Origin of the sequence: Bradyrhizobium sp. JR4.1 (assembly GCF_040548605.1) — a bacterium.
GTDB lineage: Bacteria > Pseudomonadota > Alphaproteobacteria > Rhizobiales > Xanthobacteraceae > Bradyrhizobium > Bradyrhizobium canariense.
In genome coordinates this window covers 41,723-61,595 of sequence record NZ_JBEPRY010000018.1, presented here as the reverse complement: position 1 = coordinate 61,595, position 19,873 = coordinate 41,723, and the positions used below count along the sequence as shown (strand labels likewise).

General features: G+C 63.9%; 16 protein-coding genes and 1 pseudogene. 4 read left to right on the top strand and 13 right to left on the bottom strand.

All coding sequences use genetic code 11. The annotated features are described in order from the left end of the window. The first annotated feature begins 15 nt into the window (after positions 1–15). Positions 16–438 carry a response regulator gene (locus ABIB90_RS28815; RefSeq protein ID WP_035993149.1) on the top strand — a complete coding sequence of 141 codons (423 nt, stop codon included), beginning with the start codon at positions 16–18 and terminating at the stop codon, positions 436–438. A gap of 103 nt (positions 439–541) precedes the next feature. Then, on the top strand, positions 542–1,240 hold the full coding sequence (locus tag ABIB90_RS28810) for a helix-turn-helix domain-containing protein (protein ID WP_063996604.1): 699 nt from the start codon (positions 542–544) through the stop codon (positions 1,238–1,240). A 39-nt stretch (positions 1,241–1,279) separates the two neighbouring features. Here ABIB90_RS28810 and ABIB90_RS28805 read toward each other — a convergent pair whose 3' ends face one another. Genes ABIB90_RS28805 through ABIB90_RS28790 form a run of 4 tightly spaced genes read right to left on the bottom strand, consistent with a single transcriptional unit; the run spans position 1,280 to position 7,185 of the window. Then, on the bottom strand, positions 1,280–2,593 hold the full coding sequence (locus ABIB90_RS28805; protein WP_219682760.1) for an MFS transporter: 1,314 nt from the start codon (positions 2,591–2,593) through the stop codon (positions 1,280–1,282). A 23-nt stretch (positions 2,594–2,616) separates the two neighbouring features. After that, positions 2,617–3,138 carry a PRC-barrel domain-containing protein gene (locus ABIB90_RS28800; protein WP_219682761.1) on the bottom strand — a complete coding sequence of 174 codons (522 nt, stop codon included), beginning with the start codon at positions 3,136–3,138 and terminating at the stop codon, positions 2,617–2,619. A 22-nt stretch (positions 3,139–3,160) separates the two neighbouring features. Further along, complete coding sequence (locus tag ABIB90_RS28795) at positions 3,161–5,365, bottom strand: amylo-alpha-1,6-glucosidase (protein ID WP_007594034.1); 2,205 nt, start codon at positions 5,363–5,365, stop codon at positions 3,161–3,163. Positions 5,366–5,421: 56 nt separating this feature from the next. After that, complete coding sequence (locus ABIB90_RS28790) at positions 5,422–7,185, bottom strand: ABC transporter ATP-binding protein (protein ID WP_007607666.1); 1,764 nt, start codon at positions 7,183–7,185, stop codon at positions 5,422–5,424. Between the two features lie 278 nt (positions 7,186–7,463). Between ABIB90_RS28790 and ABIB90_RS28785 the strand changes: the two genes are divergently transcribed. Continuing rightward, positions 7,464–8,534: a glycosyltransferase family 4 protein gene (locus ABIB90_RS28785; protein ID WP_007594036.1), complete on the top strand. Its 1,071-nt coding sequence runs from the start codon at positions 7,464–7,466 to the stop codon at positions 8,532–8,534. Positions 8,535–8,667: 133 nt separating this feature from the next. Here the strand turns inward: ABIB90_RS28785 and ABIB90_RS28780 are convergent, their stop codons facing one another. The 6 genes and pseudogenes from ABIB90_RS28780 to ABIB90_RS28755 form a co-directional block, all read right to left on the bottom strand. Next, entirely contained in the window at positions 8,668–10,602 is a 1,935-nt protein-coding gene (locus ABIB90_RS28780; protein ID WP_354201791.1) for an alkyl/aryl-sulfatase, read from the bottom strand. A 66-nt stretch (positions 10,603–10,668) separates the two neighbouring features. Further along, positions 10,669–11,835 (bottom strand): diguanylate cyclase domain-containing protein, encoded by a 1,167-nt coding sequence (locus ABIB90_RS28775; protein WP_354163243.1) that lies wholly within the window; start codon positions 11,833–11,835, stop codon positions 10,669–10,671. Between the two features lie 119 nt (positions 11,836–11,954). Next, entirely contained in the window at positions 11,955–13,235 is a 1,281-nt protein-coding gene (locus ABIB90_RS28770; RefSeq protein ID WP_354201836.1) for a TRAP transporter large permease, read from the bottom strand. A gap of 222 nt (positions 13,236–13,457) precedes the next feature. Continuing rightward, a pseudogene (locus tag ABIB90_RS28765) lies at positions 13,458–13,931 on the bottom strand (TRAP transporter small permease); the annotation flags it as partial. 151 nt (positions 13,932–14,082) lie between these two features. Continuing rightward, entirely contained in the window at positions 14,083–15,096 is a 1,014-nt protein-coding gene (locus tag ABIB90_RS28760) for a DctP family TRAP transporter solute-binding subunit (protein WP_354201790.1), read from the bottom strand. A 184-nt stretch (positions 15,097–15,280) separates the two neighbouring features. Continuing rightward, a complete protein-coding gene (locus tag ABIB90_RS28755; protein WP_007594041.1) occupies positions 15,281–16,051 on the bottom strand; it encodes a methyltransferase domain-containing protein in 771 nt (256 codons plus the stop codon). A 170-nt stretch (positions 16,052–16,221) separates the two neighbouring features. Here ABIB90_RS28755 and ABIB90_RS28750 point away from each other — a divergent pair, with 170 nt between their 5' ends. Beyond that, positions 16,222–16,965 carry an SDR family NAD(P)-dependent oxidoreductase gene (locus tag ABIB90_RS28750; protein ID WP_007594043.1) on the top strand — a complete coding sequence of 248 codons (744 nt, stop codon included), beginning with the start codon at positions 16,222–16,224 and terminating at the stop codon, positions 16,963–16,965. Between the two features lie 38 nt (positions 16,966–17,003). On the opposite strand, the gene ABIB90_RS28745 is transcribed toward ABIB90_RS28750, so the two are convergent. From ABIB90_RS28745 to ABIB90_RS28735, 3 genes are all read right to left on the bottom strand, one after another. After that, positions 17,004–17,855 (bottom strand): ABC transporter substrate-binding protein, encoded by an 852-nt coding sequence (locus ABIB90_RS28745; protein WP_354201789.1) that lies wholly within the window; start codon positions 17,853–17,855, stop codon positions 17,004–17,006. A 311-nt stretch (positions 17,856–18,166) separates the two neighbouring features. Continuing rightward, entirely contained in the window at positions 18,167–18,445 is a 279-nt protein-coding gene (locus tag ABIB90_RS28740) for a hypothetical protein (RefSeq protein WP_354163254.1), read from the bottom strand. Between the two features lie 366 nt (positions 18,446–18,811). Continuing rightward, a complete protein-coding gene (locus ABIB90_RS28735) occupies positions 18,812–19,873 on the bottom strand; it encodes an isocitrate/isopropylmalate dehydrogenase family protein (RefSeq protein WP_354201788.1) in 1,062 nt (353 codons plus the stop codon).

The following is a 19,873-nucleotide window of genomic DNA, read 5'->3' as shown; positions in this document are numbered from 1 at the left end:
TGCTACCAGATCGGAATGATTGCGATCAGCTCCCATCCTGAGCGGCTCCCGATGTCGTCACCCGCGAAACCAACCGTCTATGTGGTGGACGACGACGCTGCCGTGCTGGGCTCCCTGCGCTTCCTGTTGGAAACCGACGGCTTTGCCGTGCGGACCTTTCGAAACGCCACGGCGCTGCTCAATGCGGCGAGCCCGTCCGGTGCAGACTGTTACGTGATCGACTACAAAATGCCCGACATCAACGGCATCGAGCTGGCCGGGCGGCTGCGCCTCTCCGAGGGCGGTACCCCGGTGATCCTGATCACCGGCTATCCCGACCCGAATATCTCGGCCCGGGCGGCGGCCGCAGGCGTGAACGAGGTAATTCTGAAGCCGCTTCTGGACGAAAACCTGGTCAAACGCATTCGCCACGCCATCCAGAACCGGGTCCATAGCTGACCTACGGGATTCTACGTAAGGCGACCCCCTTAAGATATCTCGCGAAATTTTCGAGGCACCCGATACCGCGTACCAAAGCGTCATCACAACGGAGATGGCGCAGATGCTGACCCAGACCTTCAACACCCCGGCGATCAACACCCCGATCGGTGGCAAGATCGCACCCGCCCATCCCGTCTCAGACCAGTTCGGCGCGATTGCCGGCCATGTTGGGCTCGTTGCCACCGAGTTCTCCTACCGCAAGGAAGAGGAGATCTATGGTGAGGACGAGCCGGCCGAGTATGTCTATCAGGTCGTCACCGGTGCCGTCCGCAGCTACAAGCTTCTCTCCGATGGCCGCCGCCAGATCGGCTCCTTCCACCTTCCCGGCGACGTATTCGGCCTCGAATCCGGCACCACCCACCGCCTTGCTGCTGAAGCTATCATCGACACCACGGTGCGCCTCGTGAAGCGCGCGAGCCTCGAGAAGGCCGCAGCCACCGACGTCCAGGTCGCCCGCAAGCTCTGGGCCATGACCGCTGGCGAGCTTCGCCACGCCGAAGACCACATGCTGCTGCTGGGCCGCAAGACCGCGATGGAGCGCGTCGCAACCTTCCTGCTCGAAATGGACCGCCGCCTCGCGGTTGCCGGCATGATGGCGCTGCCGATGTGCCGCCGCGACATCGGCGACTATCTCGGTCTCACGCTCGAGACCGTCTCGCGCGCGCTGTCACAGCTTCACGCCCAAGGCATTCTCGGCTTCTCCGGCGCCCGCCAGATCGTGTTGCGCAACCGCGCACGCCTGCACAATCTCGACGCCTGATCTCCCCTCTCCCACCCGCTCATGGCCGGCTGAATTGGTTCAGCCGGCCATTTCTTTTGCTGCGATCATGCCCTTGCGCCGCGTCTCCGGCATCACAAGCAGAATAAGCAGAAGTCCCGTCGCCGCGACGCCGGACAATCCGGTGAACGCCATGGCATTGCCGAATTTATCGCTGACATAGCCGCCAAGCGCGGTGCTCATCGACGCGCCGATGCCCATCGCCGTGCCGACGATGCCCTGCGCGAGGTTGAAATGGCCGCTGCCGAAGGCGACGTCGGCCACGATCAACGGGATCATCACCGCGAACACCGCCGCGGTGAGGCCGTCGAACACCTGCACCAGCACCAGCAGATACGGATCGCGCACGGTCGCGAACAGCAGACCGCGAATCGTCAGCGCCGCGAATCCGATCAGCAGCAGCGGCCTGCGGCCCCATGCTTGCGCCTTGCGCCCTACGCTCGGCGACAGCAGCGCCACGATCGCCTGCGGCACGACGATGCAAAACGCGACGAGCACCGTCGCCCACTCGCTCGATCGCGCCGTCACCGCGCTTGCCATCAGCGGCATCATCGAGGCGTTCGCGAGCTGCAACAAGAGCACGCTGAGCGCGAAGACAATGAGCGGCCGCTGCCGGATCAAGTGCCAGATATTGGTGTCGCCGCGATCCTCCGCCTCGCGCGGCATCTCGCCGTGACAGCGTGCGATGTCGACCTCGTGCTCGCGGATGCGAGAGAGGGCGATCAAGGTGGGGATTGCGAGCAGGAAGGTGACCAGGAACACCGAGCGGCTCGACAGCAGATAGCCGGCCGTTCCCATCACCGCGGCCGCAACGCCGTTGCCAAGCGAGGCAAAGCGCGCGTTGCGGCCGAGACGCTCGCCGATCGCGAGCGGGCCGACCAGACCGAGACTGATCGCCGCGATCGCCGGTCCGAGCACGCAGCTCGCGGCGGCGTGCAAGGTGGCCGCAGCCACCACCACGGGGAAGATCGGCATCGCCGCATAGGCGAGCGCGCAGCAGCCGATGGTAGCGATGGCGAGGCCTGCGACCAGCCGCTCGGATTTCGCGGCATCGATGATGGCGCCGCCCGGCATCTGGCCGATCAGGGCAACGATGCCGCCGATCGACAGCACGAGGCCGATCTCGACCTGGGTCCATTTCTGGGTCGTCAAATAGACCGCGATGAACGGCCCGAATCCGGTCTGCACGTCGGCGAGGAAGAAGATGAACCAGTCGAGGCCGCGCAGGCTCTGGCGCGACGGCGCCGGAATGCCGGCAGGCGACGGCGTGGAAACGTTGTCCTGCTCAACGCGGCCCTCGCGATCCGCATGATTCGGCTTCCTCGACAACAGCACCGGCGGCCATCCCTCCCCGCGCCTCACTGAACAGCTTGCAGCGGCTGCAGGCTGCCGGACGCGCCGAGCACCACCATCGGCGTGTCCTCCTTGTATTCCGGCGCGGCTGCGACCTGTGCCTTGGTCAATTCCAGCGTGATGCTGTCCTTCTTGTTGACGATCTTGCCGAACCGCATCGCGTTCCAGTCCACCACGATCTTGCGGCTGCCGACGCCGAGGAAGCCGCCGAAATCGATCACGGCGGCGCGCACGTGCCCGCTCCGATCGACGATGACGTCGACGATGCGGCCCATGTCCTCGTTTGCCGCGCTGAGCACGTCACGGCCAAGCACACCGTGCGCATCGCTCGCGCCGATGATCGTGACCGACGGTGGTGGCGCGGCATTCTTGGGCGTGACGGGGACCGATGACGCCGGCGGCTGCGCCGTCGGCGGTGCATTCGCTTCAGTCGCGGGTGCGGGCGACTCCTCCGCGGCACGTGACACGGCGAGCGTCATCCCGCAGACGATCACGACGCCCAGGGCCAACCATCCGGCGGTACGCATGCACCCTCCTCCCGGCGCGCCGCTAGCGCGCCAGCACGATCGAGACCTGGATCTGGCCACGCGTGCGCAACACTTCCAGCGCCACGTCGTCGCCATGGCGGCTGACGCGCAGGTCCACGCTGGATTCGCCCAGGCGCAGATCGCGCAAGATCACCTCGTGCAGAAACGCCGGCAGATGCGGATTGCGCAGCCGGATCTCGCCGCGCGCAACGTCGAACTCGATGCCCAGCGCCGCCTCCAATAGCGTGAACGCCGTTGCGCTGGCCCAGGCCTGCGGCGCGCAGGCGACCGGATAGAGCGTAGGGCCGCGCCGCTTTTCGCGCCGGAAGCCGCAGAACAATTCGGGCAAGCGGCGCAGGTCCATGTAGGTCGCGGCGTCGAACAGTCCCTTGAAGACATGCGCGACCGAATGCTTGAGCCCGTAGCGCGCGAGCCCGAGCGCGATCAGCGCATTGTCGTGCGGCCAGATCGACCCGTCATGATAGGACATCGGGTTGTATCGCACCTCGCCGACAGCGACGGTGCGGATGCCCCAGCCCGAGAAGAAATGCGGCCGCATCAAATCGGCGGCGACGAGCCGCGCGCGGTCCTCGCGGATCATGCCGCTGAACAGGATCTGGCCGGCGTTCGAGGTCCGCACCTTGCAGGGCCGCTTCTTGCCGTCGAGCGCAAGCGCATAGGTGCCGAGCTCCTCGCACCAGAACGCGGTCTCGAAGCGCTCGGCCAGCGCCTTGGCTTCGGCCTCGAGCTTCCTGGCGAGATCAGGCTTGCCGAGCCGGAGCGCGCAGCGCGCGGCGAGCCGCTTGGCGGCAAAGACGTAACCTTGCACTTCGGCCAGCGCGAGATTGCCTTCCGCAAGCTGGCCATCGGCATGGAAGATCGCGTCGTAGGAATCCTTCCAGCCCTGGTTGGCGAGGCCCTTTTCCGTGGCGCGCTGATATTCGACGAAGCCGTCCTTGTCGGGGTCACCGGGGCCGTCGATCCAGGCCAACCCCGCTTCGATGGCCGGCCACAGCTCGGTCAATGTCTTCTCGTCGCCGGTGCGTTCGAAATAGCTTCCTGCCAGCAGGACGAACAAGGCCGTGGAATCGACGCTGCCGTAATATTGCGCGAACGGTACCTCGCGCAGCGCCGCCATCTCGCCGCCGCGCATCTCGTGCAGGATCTTGCCCGGCGCGGCATCGGCGAGCGGATCGACTGCCTTGGCCTGGAAATGGGCGAGCCGCCGCAGCACGCCCTTGGCGATCCGCGGATCGACCCACAGCATCTGCAACGCGGTGATCAGCCCGTCGCGGCCGAACGTCGTCGAGTACCAAGGAATCCCCGCATAGGGATAGCGGCCTTGCGGCGTCTCCGTCATCAGCATGTTGAGGTCGGCCATGGCCTGGCACAGCACCTCGTTGAAGATGTTGTTGGAGGTCTCGATGCTGGCAGCGCCCATCGTCGATCGGCGCATCTCGCGGCGGTGGGCGAGCAGGCTTCTGAAAAAGCGCGCCGGCTTCTCCGCGACCGGCCGGTTGCAGGATACGGCCACGAACAGGGATTTCGACTCATGCGGGTCGAGTTCGAGCTGCCAGGTCGCGGCGTTCACCGACAACTTGGTCGGGCGCGGATCGAAATGCAGGCCCGTGGTGCGCTCGGCGTCATCAAGACCGCGGTAGTCGAACAGCACGTCGGTCGGTCCCAACAGCCGGCTCGAGCCGATGCCGCGGCGCGGGCGCCGCTCGCCGCGGACTTCGAACAGATCGGCGAAGTCGTTATCGAACAGCAGCGTCAGCGCGAAGCCGGCCGGGCGGTCGCCGTGGTTCTGCACGCCGATGCGCTGATAGGCGGTGCCGCGCCACAGGAAGATCGTGCGCACGATGTGCAGCAGGTCCTTTTGCAGCACGAGGCTGCCCTGCCGGTAGATGTCCGGATTGGTGAGATCGACGGTCAGGGCCGAATTGTCGTCGCGCAGGTTCGAGCCCAGCAGCAACGGCTGGAGATCGTCGAGCACGAGCTCGAGCCTCGCAAGGTAGCGCGTGTCGTGGTGGAACAGGCCATCGGGCCCGCCAGCCGAAGCGCCGATGTCGCCATGGCTGTCGAGCACGATAAAGGTGTCGTCGTGCTTGAGCGAACGCCGCGGCCGCGCCGACGGTCCCGTCATCGGAATATAGAAAGGCTGCTCCGCGACCTGGTCCACGGTCCGCGTCACGGAGACGAATTGGGTAACGGCTTCAGCCGACATCAGCAGCTCCCCTGCGCTTGTTTCGACACGCAACCGACTCGAACGCGACTGTTGGTTTACGCGGCGGCTTGGGCGAGCCGGCTCATTTCCTGCGTGACCAGCTCACGATAGGGACCGTGGCCCTGCATCAGACGCTCGGGCGACCCGTCCTCGATGATCTTACCACCCCTCAACACGACCACGCGATCGAAATTGCGCAGGGTCGCGAGGCGGTGGGCGATCGCGATGACGGTGCGGCCGCGCATCAGCCGCGACAACGCCTCACGGATCGCCTCCTCGGATTCGCTGTCGAGCGCGGCGGTCGCCTCGTCCAGCAGCAGGATCGGCGCGTCCTTCAGGAAGGCGCGCGCGATCGCGATGCGCTGGCGCTGACCGCCGGACATCTTGACACCGCGGTCGCCGACCATGGTGTCGAGACCGCCAGGCAGGCTTTCGACGAAATCGCAGCGCGCCGCAATTGCGGCACGCAGCACCTCGTCGTCGGTCGCGTTCGGGCGGCCATAGCGGATGTTCTCGCGAATCGAGCGGTGGAACAGCGAGATGTCCTGCGGCACGACGGAGATCGCCTCGCGCAGGCTCTGCTGCGTCACCTTGGAAATGTCCTGGCCGTCGATGGTGATGCTGCCCTCGTCGGTATCGTAGAAGCGCTGGAGCAGCGTGAACAGCGTCGACTTGCCGCCGCCGGACTGGCCGACCAGGCCGACGCGCTGGCCGGGTTGCAGGCGCAGGCTGAAGCGCTCGAAGATCTTTTCGCCGCCGGGATAGCCGAAGGTGACATTGTTGAACGCGATCGCGGCGCCGCTCTTCACCAGCGGCTCGGCCTCGGGGTGGTCGCGCAATTCATGCGGCACCAGCAGCGTGGCGATCGCCTCGGTCAGCCGCGCAACGTGCTGGGTGACGTCGACGAGCGCCACCGCGAGATCGCGCGTCGCGTTCAGAATGGAGAGACCGAGGGTGCAGACCAGCACGACGTCGCCCGTGGTCGCCCGGCCATCCTGCCAGAGCATGATCGCCCAGGCCATCAGGGCGATCGTGAGCACGACAGTGACGCCGGCATGGATAAGCCGCAGCTTCTCCAGATAGCGCAGGCTGCGGCCGCGCGCGGTGAGCTCCCGGTTCACGGTCGCGTCGAACCGCTCATGCTCGTGCCCGATCCCGCAGAAGGCGCGCACCAACGGCATGTTGCTGATGACGTCGATCATCTCGCCGTCGACGACGGCGGCCTTGTCGGCGAAGTCGTCATGCAGCGGCTTTCCCGCGGCAGCGAGACGGAACATCGCAAGCACCATCCCGCCGGCAATCACCATCAGGCCGAGTGCCATGTAAGGGCTGACGGTTCCAATCAGCGCGATGGCCGCAACCGTCGCGATGCACGGCGGCAACACATTCCAGACGAACATATTTTCGACCGTGAACACCGCATTGGACGTCGCCGTGATGCGGCTGGTCAGCATGCCGGGCATCCGGTCGGAGAAGTAGCTCGGCGCGTGGCCGGTCAGATGACGAAATATGTCACGACGTAAATCACCCGTGACACGGACGAAGGTGAAGCTGGCCGTCCAGCTTGCGATCCGCCAAAGGAAATTGTCGGCGGCGATCAGCGTCATGAGGAAAATGAATGCCAGCCATACGTTCCCACCATGCGAAGCGCCGGCCGACAGACTGTCGACGAGGGATTTGACGCCGTACTGCGTGCCTACGGAGCAGGCAACGGCCGCCACCACAGCCGTCAGGATCACGAGGTGCGACGCGAGCCGACGCCGAAGATAGCGCAAAACAAAGGCAAACGGCCGGTGCGCATACCCAGAAAGATGATCCATGTGACTATTGACCCCGTCGTGATGATTCAAACTTTTGTTGTTAGCCGACTGAACATCGACCACTTCGCCTCGGTTCCCGGGCACACTCATCACGACATGCGGATGCGGGCGTTCTGCGAAGATGTGATGGCAGCATCGCGACGGGCATCCGACGTGTCGAATAAGTAACGTTCGGAAGGAGGAACTTCGCAAGTGCGGGAACGTTCCCTTGTCTGGCGTGCCGGTGCTGAACAGGCGGGGGCTTTCTACAATCATGATCGCACAGAGGAGATGGTGAGATGCGCATCGCGCAGGTAGCTCCGTTGACGGAGGCTGTTCCACCCAAGCTGTATGGCGGCACCGAGCGGGTGGTGCATTGGTTGACGGAAGAGCTGGTGGCCCTTGGGCACGATGTGACGCTGTTCGCCAGCGGCGACTCGCAAACCTCGGCAAAGCTGGATGCGCTGTGGCCGCGGGCGCTCCGCCTCGACGGTTCCGTGCGCGATCCCAATGCGCTGCATATGGTGATGCTGGAGCGGGTGCGGCAAAAATGTGACGACGAGGAGTTCGACTTCCTCCACTTCCATCTCGACTATTATCCATGGTCGCTGTTCTACCGGCAGCCGACGCCGTTCCTGACCACGCTGCACGGCCGGCTCGACCTGCCGGAGCATCAGCCGGTCTTCAACACCTTCTCGAAGGTCCCCGTCATCTCGATCTCGAACGCGCAGCGCCGGCCGGTGCCGCAGGCGAACTGGGTGAGGACGATCCACCACGGCCTGCCCGAGAACCTGCTGACGCCGAAGCCGGCGAAACAGGAATACCTCGCCGTGCTCGGCCGCATCGCGCCGGAAAAGGGCGTCGACCGCGCCATCAAGATCGCGACGCATTGCGGCATTCCGCTCAAGATCGCCGCCAAGGTCGATCGTGCTGACCAGGATTACTATGACGAGCTGATCCGGCCGATGATCGAGAACAATCCGCTGGTGGAATTCATCGGCGAGATCAGCGATCACGAGAAGTCGGACTTTTTGAGCGGCGCGCTCGGCCTCTTGTTGCCGATCGACTGGCCCGAGCCGTTTGGCCTCGTGATGATCGAAGCGATGGCCTGCGGAACGCCGGTCATCGCCTTCAATCGCGGCTCGGTGCCGGAGATCATCGACGAGGGCCTCACCGGGTTCGTCGTCGAGGACGTCCTCAGCGCAGCCGGCGTCGTCGGTCGCCTGTCGCAACTCGACCGCTCCGTCATTCGCAAGCAATTCGAGACGCGCTTCACGGCGCGGCGGATGGCGCTGGATTATCTCGCGGCCTATCGGAGCCTTGGCGAGGAACAGGCGCCGCGGATCAAGCTGGTGAGCAGCGCGGAGTAGCCGCTGTCATGCCTCGCGCTGGCGGGGCATCCAGTACGCCGCGGCAGCAGTTTGTTCACGCAACTCCCGCCGCGGAGTACTGGATCGTCCGGTCAAGCCGGACGATGACAGTGGGAACGCGGTGACGGCTGCGCTACCTCACCACCGCCCGCTTCGGCTCGACGATCTCGAACATGCGCGGGAATTCGTCCATCAGGCCCATCAGCTCCGCAAGACGCATCGGGTTGCCGGCGAATTTGACCTTGCCGGCGGCCACGGCCTCCGGGAAGCTGGTCAGTTTTGCGATCACCTCATCGAGCGTCGACCGCGCGAGCGTGAAGCTGGCATCGGCATTGTCCGCCTGCATGCCTTCTGTGTAGGTGAGCGCGCAGTTCTCCAGATTGAGCACGAACGTCTCGCCCGTGTCGGAAAAGCTCCAGTTCAGCACGATGTGTTTTCCTTCTGCCTTGGGTCCGTTGAGGCGGATGCCGAGCACGTCCCAGAGCTGTGAGGTGCGCAGCGCCGACAGCGTCTCGCGCGGCATCGGCGGGCGCGCCGGCACCTTCGGCATGCCCTGGCGCAATTCCTGCGCGCCGAACAGATAGGCATTGCGCCAGGTCGCGCTTTCGGCGGCATAGCCGAGCTGCTCCAGCGTATCCGCCAGCAACGCACGCGCAGCCTGATTGTCCGGCTCGGCAAAGACGAGATGGCCGAGCGCCTGCGCCACGAAGCGGAATTCGCCCTTGTCGAAATCGACACGCGCCCGCGCGAGGATGGCGTCGGCGCCGCCCATGTACTCGACATATTTCTTGCCCGACTCAACCGGGGGCAACGGATCGAGATTGACCGGATTGGCGTCGTACCAGCCCAGGTATTTTTGATAGATCGCCTTCACATTATGCCGGATGTGGCCGTAATAGCCGCGGCCGTGCCAGGCGCCCTCCAGGCTGTTGGGCAGCTGGATCGTTTCGGCAATCTCGGCCGCGGTGAGGCCGTGGTTCATCAGGCGGATGGTCTGGTCATGCGCGAACTTGTAGAGGTCGCGCTGCTGCCGGATCATCGTGCCGATGCGTTCGTGCCCCCACACCGGCCAGTGATGCTGGCCGCACATCGCTTCCGCCTTGCCGTCCCAGAGCTGCAAGGCCTCCCCCAGATATTTCGACCAGGCCAGCGCGTCGCGCACGTCGGCGCCGCGGAACGGCAGCAGATTGTGGAAATTGTGGGTGCAGTTCTCGGCCAGGTTCAACAGCTTGTAACGCGGGATGAAGAAATGCATCTCCGCCGGCGCTTCGCTGTTCGGCGCCATCTGGAATTCGAATGTGACGCCGTCGATCACGCGCCGGTCGCCGGTCGCCATGATCAAATCGGTCGGCCGCAGCAGCGCCACTGAACCAGTCGCCATCGACTTGCCGAGCCCGCAATCGACCTGCCCGCGCGCGCCCTTGGCGAGGAGAGGCCCGAACTGGTACTGCGCCCGGCGCAGCATCGCAGGTCCCGCGATGATGTTCTCGGAGACGGCATGCTCCATGAACAAGTTCGGCGCGATGATCGGTACGCGGCCGCTCGCGAGTGCATCCTCCTCCAGCAGGCCGCGCGCACCGCCCCAATGGTCGGTGTGGGTGTGCGTGAAGATCACGGTCGCGACCGGTCGCTGGCCGCGATGCTTGTAGTAGAGATCGAGCGCGGCGCGCGCGCCCTCGATCGAGGTCAGGGTGTCGACGACGATGACGCCGCTGTCGCCTTCGATCAGCGTCATGTTGGCGATGTCGAGCCCACGCACCTGGTACACGCCGGGCACGACCTCGAACAGGCCGTGTTGCATGTTGAGCCGCGACTGCCGCCACAGGCTCGGATTGACCGTGGCTGGCGCCTCTTCAGTCGACAGGAAGCCGTAAGGCTCGAGGCTCCAGACCGTCCGCCCTTGCGGATTGGTGATCTCCGCGTTCTCGATCGTGCCGAGGAAGCCGCGCGCGGCGTCGTCGAAATCTCGCGTGTCGGAGAACGGCAGCGCGTTCAGCATCGCTGTTTGCTGCGCGATGACGGATGGCGTTGCGCCCTTCGGCCCGTTGCTGGCTTCGATGCTGCTCATACTGCCCTCCCGGCTCGTCCCTTGGGAGGCATCTAACCGCATCTCGATTCCGGTTCCAACAAGTCCTTACGCAGCCAAACCTCCGGCCACCGGCTTACCGGAGGCGCGCATGTCCGCCGTCCGCAGCTCCCGCGCCAGCACGTAGCCGCCGCCGTCCTGCTTGGCGCGGTACATCGCCCGGTCGGAGCGCGACAACAGCCCCTCCACCGTGCGCCCATCCTGCGGCGCGACGGCAACGCCGACGCTGACGCCGAGCCCGATCACCTGCCCGTCGACATGATAGGGCGCGCTGAGCGATTGCACGATCCGCCGTGCCATCGCTTCCGCATCGGTCGCCGCGCGCTGCACCAGGATGAACTCGTCGCCGCCCATCCGGACCACGAGATCATGAGCTGCGGCAAGCGCCTTGAGCCGCCCGGCCACCTGCTTGAGCAGCGCGTCGCCGACTGGATGGCCGAACCGGTCATTGGCCTCCTTGAAGCGGTCGAGATCGAGCGCGTGGACGGCGATCATGCTGGAATTTCCGTCCGCCAGCATTCGCGGCAGATCCTCCGCCAGCACCGAGCGGTTAAAGACGCCGGTCATCGAGTCCGAGCGCGCGAGCCGCTCGAACTGTCGCTTGAGCGTGATCTGGCTGATCGAGGCATTGAAGCTCAGCCGCACCATCTCGAAGCTGGCGGCCACATACATCAGGATGAGGAGCCCGAGCCCGACATGGCGCAGATCGGGCTGCATGAACGTCACGATCGCGGCGGGCGCGGCGATCGCGACCAGATCGAGCAGTGCTGCGACCGGGCGCAGTGCCAGCCGCGCCACCACGCCGGCACCGAAGCCGAAACCGATGCCGACCGCCATCACGCAGCAGAGCGCGTCGCCGAGCACGATGCTGCGCGCGGCAAACACGCCCAGTACCAAGGCGGTGATGACGGTGCCGGCAATGTACCGCCGCTCCCAGCGCGCGGCCTCGGCCCGATCCAGCCGCGACGGCTGCGTGAGGCGACGGCGGAACGCAGCGATTTCGGACAGACGGATCATGGCCACGACGACACCGGCGACCGTAAGGGCTGCCGTGACCGCGTCACCGGTCTCGTAGGTTGTGATCGCGCCGACCATCACCTGGCAGACGGCGGCGAGAATAGTAGGGATCGTCGTGCCGTGCAGGCCCGTGATCACTTCCATGTAGACGACATCGGAAATCGACGCCCGTCCGGATTCCATTCTATTGAACAACATGCCAGCCTCATCCGCTCGCATGGTCCTACCGCACATCTGTAAAAATGTGTGCATCGCACAGCGGTGGCATTTGAACGAGCGGATTTACCGCGCGTTAGCCATGCATCGCCTGAGCTCGGCTACATGCCGAGCAGCCTCGGCAGCCACAGCGACAGACCGGGCCAGTATGTCACGACCACCAGGAATCCCAGCATTGTCAGCAGCCATGGCCACACCGCAACCGTGAGCTCGGTGATGCCCATCTTGGCGATGCCTGAGGCGACGTAGAGATTGAGGCCGACCGGCGGATGGCACAGCCCGACTTCCATGTTGACCGCCATCAGGATGCCGAAATGGATCGGATCGATGCCGAGCTTGATCGCAACCGGAAACAGGATCGGCGCCATGATCAGGATGATCGAGGACGGCTCCATCACGTTGCCGGCCAATAGCAGCAGGAGATTGACGACGAGCAGGAAGCCGATCCAGCCGAGGCCCTGGTCGATCATCCATTGCGCAAGCGCTTGCGGCACGTTCTCGTAAGTCATCAGGAACGAGAACAAGACGGCGTTGGTGATGATGTAGAGCAGCATCGCCGAAAGATTCGCCGATGACAGCAGCACCCGCGGCACGTCTCGCAGCTTCAAATCCTTGTAGATGAACACTGCGACGATGAAGGCGTACACCGCGCTGACGGCGGCAGCTTCGGTCGGTGTGAACAGGCCGCTGTAGATGCCGCCGATCACGATCACGATCAGCAGGATACCCCAGATCGACTTGCGGAGCGCATCGAAGCGCTCGTAGAGGGTTGCTTTCGGCATCCTCGGATAGTCGTTACGCCAGGCTCGATAGAACGTCGTGGCGCCGAGCAGCATGGCGAGCACCATTCCCGGCACAATGCCGGCGATGAACAGCTTGCCGACGGAGGTGTTGGTGGAGACGGCGAAAAGGACCATCGGAATCGATGGGGGAATGAGAATTCCCAATGAGCCCGAGGTCGTGATCACGCCCGCCCCGAACCTCTTCGGGAATCCCTGCGCGACCATCGCGGGCAGGATCACCGATCCGATCGCCACCACGGTGGCCGGCGACGAGCCGGAAATCGCGGCGAACAGCGCACAGGCGACCACGCCCGAGAGCGCAAGGCCGCCGTACCAATGGCCGACCAGCGACGTCGCGAACGTGATCATCCGGCGCGCCACGCCGCCATGGGTCAGGAAGTTGCCGGCAAGGATGAAGAACGGGATCGCCATGATCTCGAAGCTCTCGATGCCGGTAAACAGCTTCAGCGCCACCGATTCCGTTCGCACGTCGGTTAGCGTGAACATGAAGCTGAGCACGGTCAGACCGAGCGCGATCGAGATCGGCATGCCCGTGAGCATCAACGACAGTAGAAGGCCGAAAACCACGGCGACACGCAGCCCCTGCGGCAGCGTGATCACGTGCGCCGAATGGGCGAAGCACACGGCGACGATCAGGACCGGCAACAACATCAGGACCCAGCCGAGCGGGCTGCGTTCGTCGCGGACGACCTGACTGCGCGTGACCGGGGCCGGATGGACCGGGTCTATTTCGACGCCCTCGACGCCGGCCATGTCGTGGTGCGGCAGCTCGCCGGTGTGATAGAACGACCAGGCGACCTGCAGGAAGCGGAAGCACATCAGCCCGGAGCCGAGCGGGATGGTGAGATACACCAGCCACATCGGCGCTTCGAGGTCGTTAGATTGCTGGCCGGTCTGCCACATCTGGCCGACGAACGCGGCGCCGAAATAGCACACGATGGCAGTGAAAAGGGCGCCGCACATCAGGCCGAACGTGATGACGCGGCGGCGCGATCCGCCGGGAAGGACATTGACCAGGACGTCGACGCCGACATGGATGCCGGTGCGCACCCCGTAGGCCGCACCGAATTTCGCCATCCAGATGAACATGTAGATGCAGAGTTCCTGCGCCCAGGACAGGTCGAGGGCGGCAAGCCAGACGAACGCGGCTCGCGCGGGGACGGCCAGCAAGGCCAGGTTGCGCGCCTCCGCCCATTTGGCGATGTCGATCGACAGCCCGGCGCCATATCGGTGCAGCACGGCAACGAAGATGAGCAATGTCGCGGCCGCGATCATCGTCGCGATCAGCCATTCCTCGAGATGATCGAGCACACGATTCAATGCACGCAGCAACTTGGTCCCCTCAGCTTGGCTCATCATTCAAGAGCAACGGCCGGGAGTGCGATCACCCCCGACCGTTCATGGTTGTTCTTATAGCGCGCCGGCGTCAGTTCATCTTGACGTCGAGTTCCTTGGCGACGAGATCGAGCACCTCCTGCCCGACCCGCCCCTTCGCCCATTTGTAGGTCGGCTGCATCGCTTCCTGCCACGCCTTGCGATCGGCGTCAGTCAGATAATGCAGCGTGGTTTTGCCCGTCTTCTTGATCTCGGCCAGCGCATCCTCGTTTTCCTGGCGCGCGATCGAGTTGGTGTAGTCGGTCGCCTCGTTCATCGCCTTCTCGAGCTGGGCGCGGATATCGGGCGGCAGGCCGGACCAGAATTTCGAATTGACGATCACAGCATATTGCAGGTGCGCGTGATAGGACACGGTGATGTCCTTCTGCACCTCGTAGAACTTCTGCGTCAGGTAGTTGGACGCGGTGTTCTCGCAGCCGTCGACCACGCCCGTCTGCAAAGCCTGGTAGACTTCGGAAAACGCCATGATCTGGGGGATCGAGCCCATGATCCGGAGATATTGGTCGGCGACCTTCGATCCGGAGATGCGGAATTTCAGACCCTGGAAATCGGTTGGCTTCCTCAGGGGACGGTTGGCGGAGAGCATGTGGAAGCCGTTGTCCCAATAAGCGAGCCCGGTGATGCCCTTGGTCTCGAGCCTCTGGAACAGCCACTTGCCGATCGTGCCCTTCATCGCGTTGGAATAGGTCTGGTCGTCCTTGAACAACCAGGGCAGGTCGAGCGCCTCGAATTCCTTGATACCGAGCGGTGCGAACTTCGCGGTCGAGGGGGCAAGCATCTGCACCGAGCCGAGCTGCAGCGCCTCGATCTCCTCCTTGTCCTTGTACAGCGTGGAGTTCGGGTAGATTTCGACCTTGACCTTGCCGTCGGTGTACTTCTCCGCGAGTTCCTTAAACTTCAGGGCGCCCTTGCCCTTAGGAGTGTCGTTGGCAACGACGTGGCTGAATTTGATGACGATCGGGCTCTGGGCCTGGGCCAAGACCGGAGACAAGACGGGACTCACGAGAACAGCTGCGGCGGCGACCGCAAGAAGCAGCTTGCGCATGAACGAACCTCCCAACAACCTCTAAAACCGGGTCTTTTTTGTTTTCCGATTTCAGTACTGACAGCAATCCGCCACCCGAACAACTAGACCTAAGCCCAATTTGCCGCAGCCAAGCTGTCTTGCGCAACCCGGCACCTGCTGCGTTCCCGGAAGCGAGCGCTTATGTCGCATTGCGGCAGTACGATCAGCCGTTGCGCTGGGCGACCATGAACAGACGCCGGAAGGGAAACAGCGTCTGTCCCGCGGCGTTCTTCGGATAGGCTTTCGCCACCCGCATCCCATAGGCGGCTTCGAATGCGGCCTTCTCGTCGCCCTGCAGGATGTCGAGATAGCGCGTCAGCCAAGTCCCCTTGGTCCACTCTTTCACGGGATTCTCGCCTTCCAGCACCTGCAGATATTCGGTCTCCCAGATGTCGATATTGGCCGACATCGGAGCAAGAAGACCGTGATAATAGGCCGGCGCTTCGACCGGCGGCGGCGTGACGAGATGCTCGACCTTGGACCGCCAGGGACCGTTCAGCGCCGTCTCGCCAATCAGCACATGCGAGGGCGCCAGAAAGTTGCGCGGCATCTGCACAGCGAGCATTCCGCCGGGCGTCACTTTCTCCATGATCGACGGAAACAGTGCCGCATGATTGGGCAGCCAGTGCAGCGCGGCATTGGAATAGACCACGTCATATTGCTTCGTCGGGCGCCAGTGGCCGAGGTCCTCGTGTGACCATTCCACGTCCGGCGCCGCCTTGCGGCCGGCGGCAACCATCTCGGCCGAACCCTCGACACCGGTCACCGTCGCGTCCGGCCAACGCTCCTTGATCAGCCTGGTGACGTTGCCGGCGCCGGCGCCAAGATCGGCAACCGCACGCGGGCCAGAATCCGGGATCCGCATCAAGAGGTCGACGGCGGGCCGGAGGCGGTGCCCGGAGAATTTCAGATATTGCTGCGGATCCCAGACCATCGCTCGGCGCCTTTTCTTTTTCGTGTTTCCTTCAACGCGGCTCTTGGTTACCACTGCTCGTCCCGGTCGGGCAAATCAGGCCGACGGGGCCAAGGCAGGAAACGAACAGAAAAAACGAACAGCCAAGCCAACAGCGACAAGCAGAAAAGCAAACAAGAGGGCGTGTCACCATGGATCTCGGGCTCAAATCGAAAACCGCCGTCGTCACCGGAGCGAGCGTCGGTATCGGCCGTGCCATCGCCAAGGGCTTGGCTGCTGAAGGCGTGCGCGTCGTCGGCGTGGCACGGCGCACCGACCTGCTCGCCGAGCTGGTGAGCGAAGTCGGCTCCGGTCTGATCACGCCATTCGAGCAGGACGTGATGGCCAAGGACGCGGCGGAGAGGATTTCGGCCTTCGCCGTGAGCGAGCTCGGCCATGTCGACATCCTCATCAACAATGCCGGCGGCAGCCGCCCCCTCCCCGTCGATGCGCCCGACAGCCAATGGGACGAAGCGATCGCGCTGAATTTCACCAGCTACCGCCGCATCGCGCATGCGCTGCTGCCGCAGATGATCGAACGCAAATGGGGCCGCATCGTCAACATCACCGGCAAGTCCGAACCGGAAGGCCTCAACGCCGCGTTCGCCGCCAAAGCCGCCGTGCACGCCTGGGCCAAGGGCCTGTCGCGCGAGATCGGCGAGCACGGCATCACCATCAACTGCATCCCGCCCGGCCGCATCATGAGCGAACAGATCCGCCGCAACTACGCGCCCGATTATCGCGAGCGGTTCGCGGAGGAGGAGATTCCTGTCGGCTATTGGGGCGAGCCCGAAGACCTCGCCGCGCTCGCGGTCTTTCTGGCGTCGCCCGTGGCGCGCTACATCACGGGCACGGTGATCCCGGTGGATGGGGGGCTGAGGAGGTATCAGTTCTGAGCGAATTGGCTTGCCCGCTCGCCGAAAGGCCGCCGCAGTTATTCGATCACGTCGTCCGCGCGCACCAGCAACGACGGAGGTATCTCGACGCCGAGCGCCTTTGCGGTCTTGTGGTTGATGACGGTCTTGAACTGCGTCGGCTGCTCGATGGGAATCTCGGCGGGGTTGGCACCCTTCAATATCTTGTCGACGAAAACAGCCGCGTGGCGGAACATTGCGGTGAAGTCCACACCGTAACCCATCAGGGCGGCCCCGCGGGAGGCGACGATGGGTGCGGCAACCGATGGCACCCTGCACCTGTCCACGATAGCGGCGACCATGGACGTGTTGGTGACAAACGCGTTTGCGTCCGTGATCACGAGGCCGTCCATCGGGTTAGAGCCGACGAGTGACAGCGCGCTTTCGAGATCGCCGGGAACGTCGACCTCGATAGGTAGTAGCTCCATCTTCAATGCCTGCGCCGCGTTCCTCATGGTGCTCATTGTAGCGTTGTTCAGTGGATTTCCTCGCTGCATGAGCACCCCCACGCGTCTGGTCGAGGGAGCCAAGCCTGCGAGAATCTCCAGGCGCTTTGCAGCCAGTTCTGTGAGGAAAAAGGTTTGCCCCGTGATGTTGCCGCCAGGATGAGCCATGCTGGCTGCAAGGCCTATGGTCACCAGATCGGGGCCCACGATCATTACGGTCGGAATTTTTGCCGTCGCGTTGTGAGCGGCAAGAATCCCGGGGAATGTGGCTGTGACGAGAACGTCAACATCAAGAGCGACGAGTTCATTCGCAAGCGCCGGCAGCTTGCCGTCGTCGCCACCGGCGTCGCGATATTCGACATGAACGTTCACGCCGTTAACCCATCCGAGATCGCTGAGTCCCTTGAGGAACGCGTCGACTTCCAAATTCCGCGGTGGGGGGAGGAGAAGGCCAATTCGGGGCATTCGCTTCACTTGCTGTGCTCGCGCTGCCAGAGGCAACGCAGACGCCACACCAACCAGAGTCAGGAATTCTCGTCGTTTCATTACCAATCCGATCTCATACACCCCGGCTGAGAACAGCCATTGTTCTACGTTGGTCCAAGCTGCACTGATGACCGGGTCAGGTCAAAGGCGGCAGTCTGCACCGGAGGCGATGACTTCTGCTCTAGCCAGACTCCGGACCTGCCGATGCCGTATGCCAAGCGACGTAAGGGCCATAAGCGGAAGTGATCACATTAAACGGGGTAGCGCCATTTCAATGCGCGCCGCACGAACAAGAGCGCTGCTACCACGATCACCAGGACGACAAGATAGGCGGCAACAGCCCACCGCTCGTGTGGCAGGTAACCCGGAGCCAACATAAGCACCACTAGAATGCAAAGGAGCGCCGTTTGTGCGTAGAACAACGGCGAGCGCAGCATTCCCGTCGGTTTCAGTTCCGCAAGCCGGTCGCCAGCACGCGTCGCGCGACGGTAAACAAACACTAAGACTGCGAAGGCAACAATCCAGGCCATACAACCCAGCTAGCAGTTCAGAATTTATGATACCTCAACGTGCGGTGGAAAAGGCAACATATCCAGCCTAACGTCTGCAACGGGTCCAAAAGGTGAATGCCGGAGCTGCCCGCGTAGATCTGCTTCAGCACAGGAGCGGGCATCGCTCCTTCACGGGAAGCACACATGGTCTTTTGCGGACCGGTGCAGTCCTGGCATCCTGCCAGTGTTTTGCCCGACGCGTCAACGTCATGGCCGCGGCAAATGTCGTCGCTGCGCGTTTCGGAAATCCCTTATTAATCAAGGGGCCTTCTACTGTGCATGGGGTTGTTTTCGCGTTTTTTGTTTTGAGCCTTTAAAAAAACACGCAAGACCCGCAGGACCACCTCACTCCGCCTGCAAGATCTCTGCGATCGCGGCCCCCGCCGCGATGGTGCCGAGCTTTCCGCCGACATCGCGCGTTGCCCTGCCTTCGCCGATCGCTTTTGCCACCGCCACCTCGATCGCACGAGCGGCTTCCTCGTACCGTACCGCGCCGCTGTTCTCGCCGTGCCAGGCCAGCAGCAGGGCCGTCGACAGGACCAGCGAGACCGGATTGGCGACATCCTGCCCTGCTATGTCAGGCGCCGAGCCATGCGCGGCCTGCGCCATGGCGTGGCTGTGACCGACATTAAGCGAGCCGCCGAGGCCGAGGCTGCCGGAAAGCTCTGCGGTGAGATCGGACAGGATGTCGCCGAACATGTTGGTGGCGACGATGACGTCGAAGCGGTCGGGGTTGCGTACAACATGCGCCATCATGGCGTCGACGAGGATGTCGTCGACGGCGAGGCCGGGATAGGCGTTCGCCGCCTCGCGGCAGATGTCGAGGAACATGCCGTCGCCGAGCTTGAGCACATTGGCCTTGTGCACGATGGAGAGATGCTTGCGCCGCTTCATCGCCAGCCGGCACGCCGCGTGCGCGATGCGCTCGCAGCAATGGCGAGTGATCCGGCGCAGCGAGATCACGACGTCAGGCGTGACCAGCATCTCGCCATTGCCCTGCTCCATGTTGCGGTCGGCGTAAAACCCTTCCGTGTTCTCGCGCACCACGACGAGGTCGAAATCGCCGGCCCGGCCGGACCGCCCCGCATAGGTACGAGCCGGCCTGACATTGGCGTAGAGGTCGAGGTTCTTGCGAAAATGCCGCGACGGGTTGATCTCGCCGCGGGCCTCGTCCTTGAAGTCGAAAGTCGCGGTCGGCCCGAGGATCAGGCCGTCGGCGGCGCGGACGATGTCGAGCAGCTCGGGGCGCACCGTCGTGCCGAATTGTTTGAGGCTCGCATGGCCAACGACGTGCTCCTCCAGCCGCAGATTGAGCTGGAAGCGCTCGGAGGCGGCACGCAACACGCCTGATGTCGCGGTCGTGATCTCGGGCCCGATGCCGTCACCGGGCAAAACGACGATGTGCAT

What these genes read in the sequence shown, in the direction of transcription:
- ABIB90_RS28815 (WP_035993149.1), top strand. Translation starts at nt 16, where the DNA reads ATGATTGCGATCAGCTCCCATCCTGAGCGGCTCCCGATGTCGTCACCC.
- ABIB90_RS28810 (WP_063996604.1), top strand. Translation starts at nt 542, where the DNA reads ATGCTGACCCAGACCTTCAACACCCCGGCGATCAACACCCCGATCGGT.
- ABIB90_RS28800 (WP_219682761.1), bottom strand. Translation starts at nt 3,138, where the DNA reads ATGCGTACCGCCGGATGGTTGGCCCTGGGCGTCGTGATCGTCTGCGGG.
- ABIB90_RS28795 (WP_007594034.1), bottom strand. Translation starts at nt 5,365, where the DNA reads ATGTCGGCTGAAGCCGTTACCCAATTCGTCTCCGTGACGCGGACCGTG.
- ABIB90_RS28790 (WP_007607666.1), bottom strand. Translation starts at nt 7,185, where the DNA reads ATGGATCATCTTTCTGGGTATGCGCACCGGCCGTTTGCCTTTGTTTTG.
- ABIB90_RS28785 (WP_007594036.1), top strand. Translation starts at nt 7,464, where the DNA reads ATGCGCATCGCGCAGGTAGCTCCGTTGACGGAGGCTGTTCCACCCAAG.
- ABIB90_RS28780 (WP_354201791.1), bottom strand. Translation starts at nt 10,602, where the DNA reads ATGAGCAGCATCGAAGCCAGCAACGGGCCGAAGGGCGCAACGCCATCC.
- ABIB90_RS28775 (WP_354163243.1), bottom strand. Translation starts at nt 11,835, where the DNA reads ATGTTGTTCAATAGAATGGAATCCGGACGGGCGTCGATTTCCGATGTC.
- ABIB90_RS28760 (WP_354201790.1), bottom strand. Translation starts at nt 15,096, where the DNA reads ATGCGCAAGCTGCTTCTTGCGGTCGCCGCCGCAGCTGTTCTCGTGAGT.
- ABIB90_RS28755 (WP_007594041.1), bottom strand. Translation starts at nt 16,051, where the DNA reads ATGGTCTGGGATCCGCAGCAATATCTGAAATTCTCCGGGCACCGCCTC.
- ABIB90_RS28750 (WP_007594043.1), top strand. Translation starts at nt 16,222, where the DNA reads ATGGATCTCGGGCTCAAATCGAAAACCGCCGTCGTCACCGGAGCGAGC.
- ABIB90_RS28740 (WP_354163254.1), bottom strand. Translation starts at nt 18,445, where the DNA reads ATGGCCTGGATTGTTGCCTTCGCAGTCTTAGTGTTTGTTTACCGTCGC.
- ABIB90_RS28735 (WP_354201788.1), bottom strand. Translation starts at nt 19,873, where the DNA reads ATGCACATCGTCGTTTTGCCCGGTGACGGCATCGGGCCCGAGATCACG.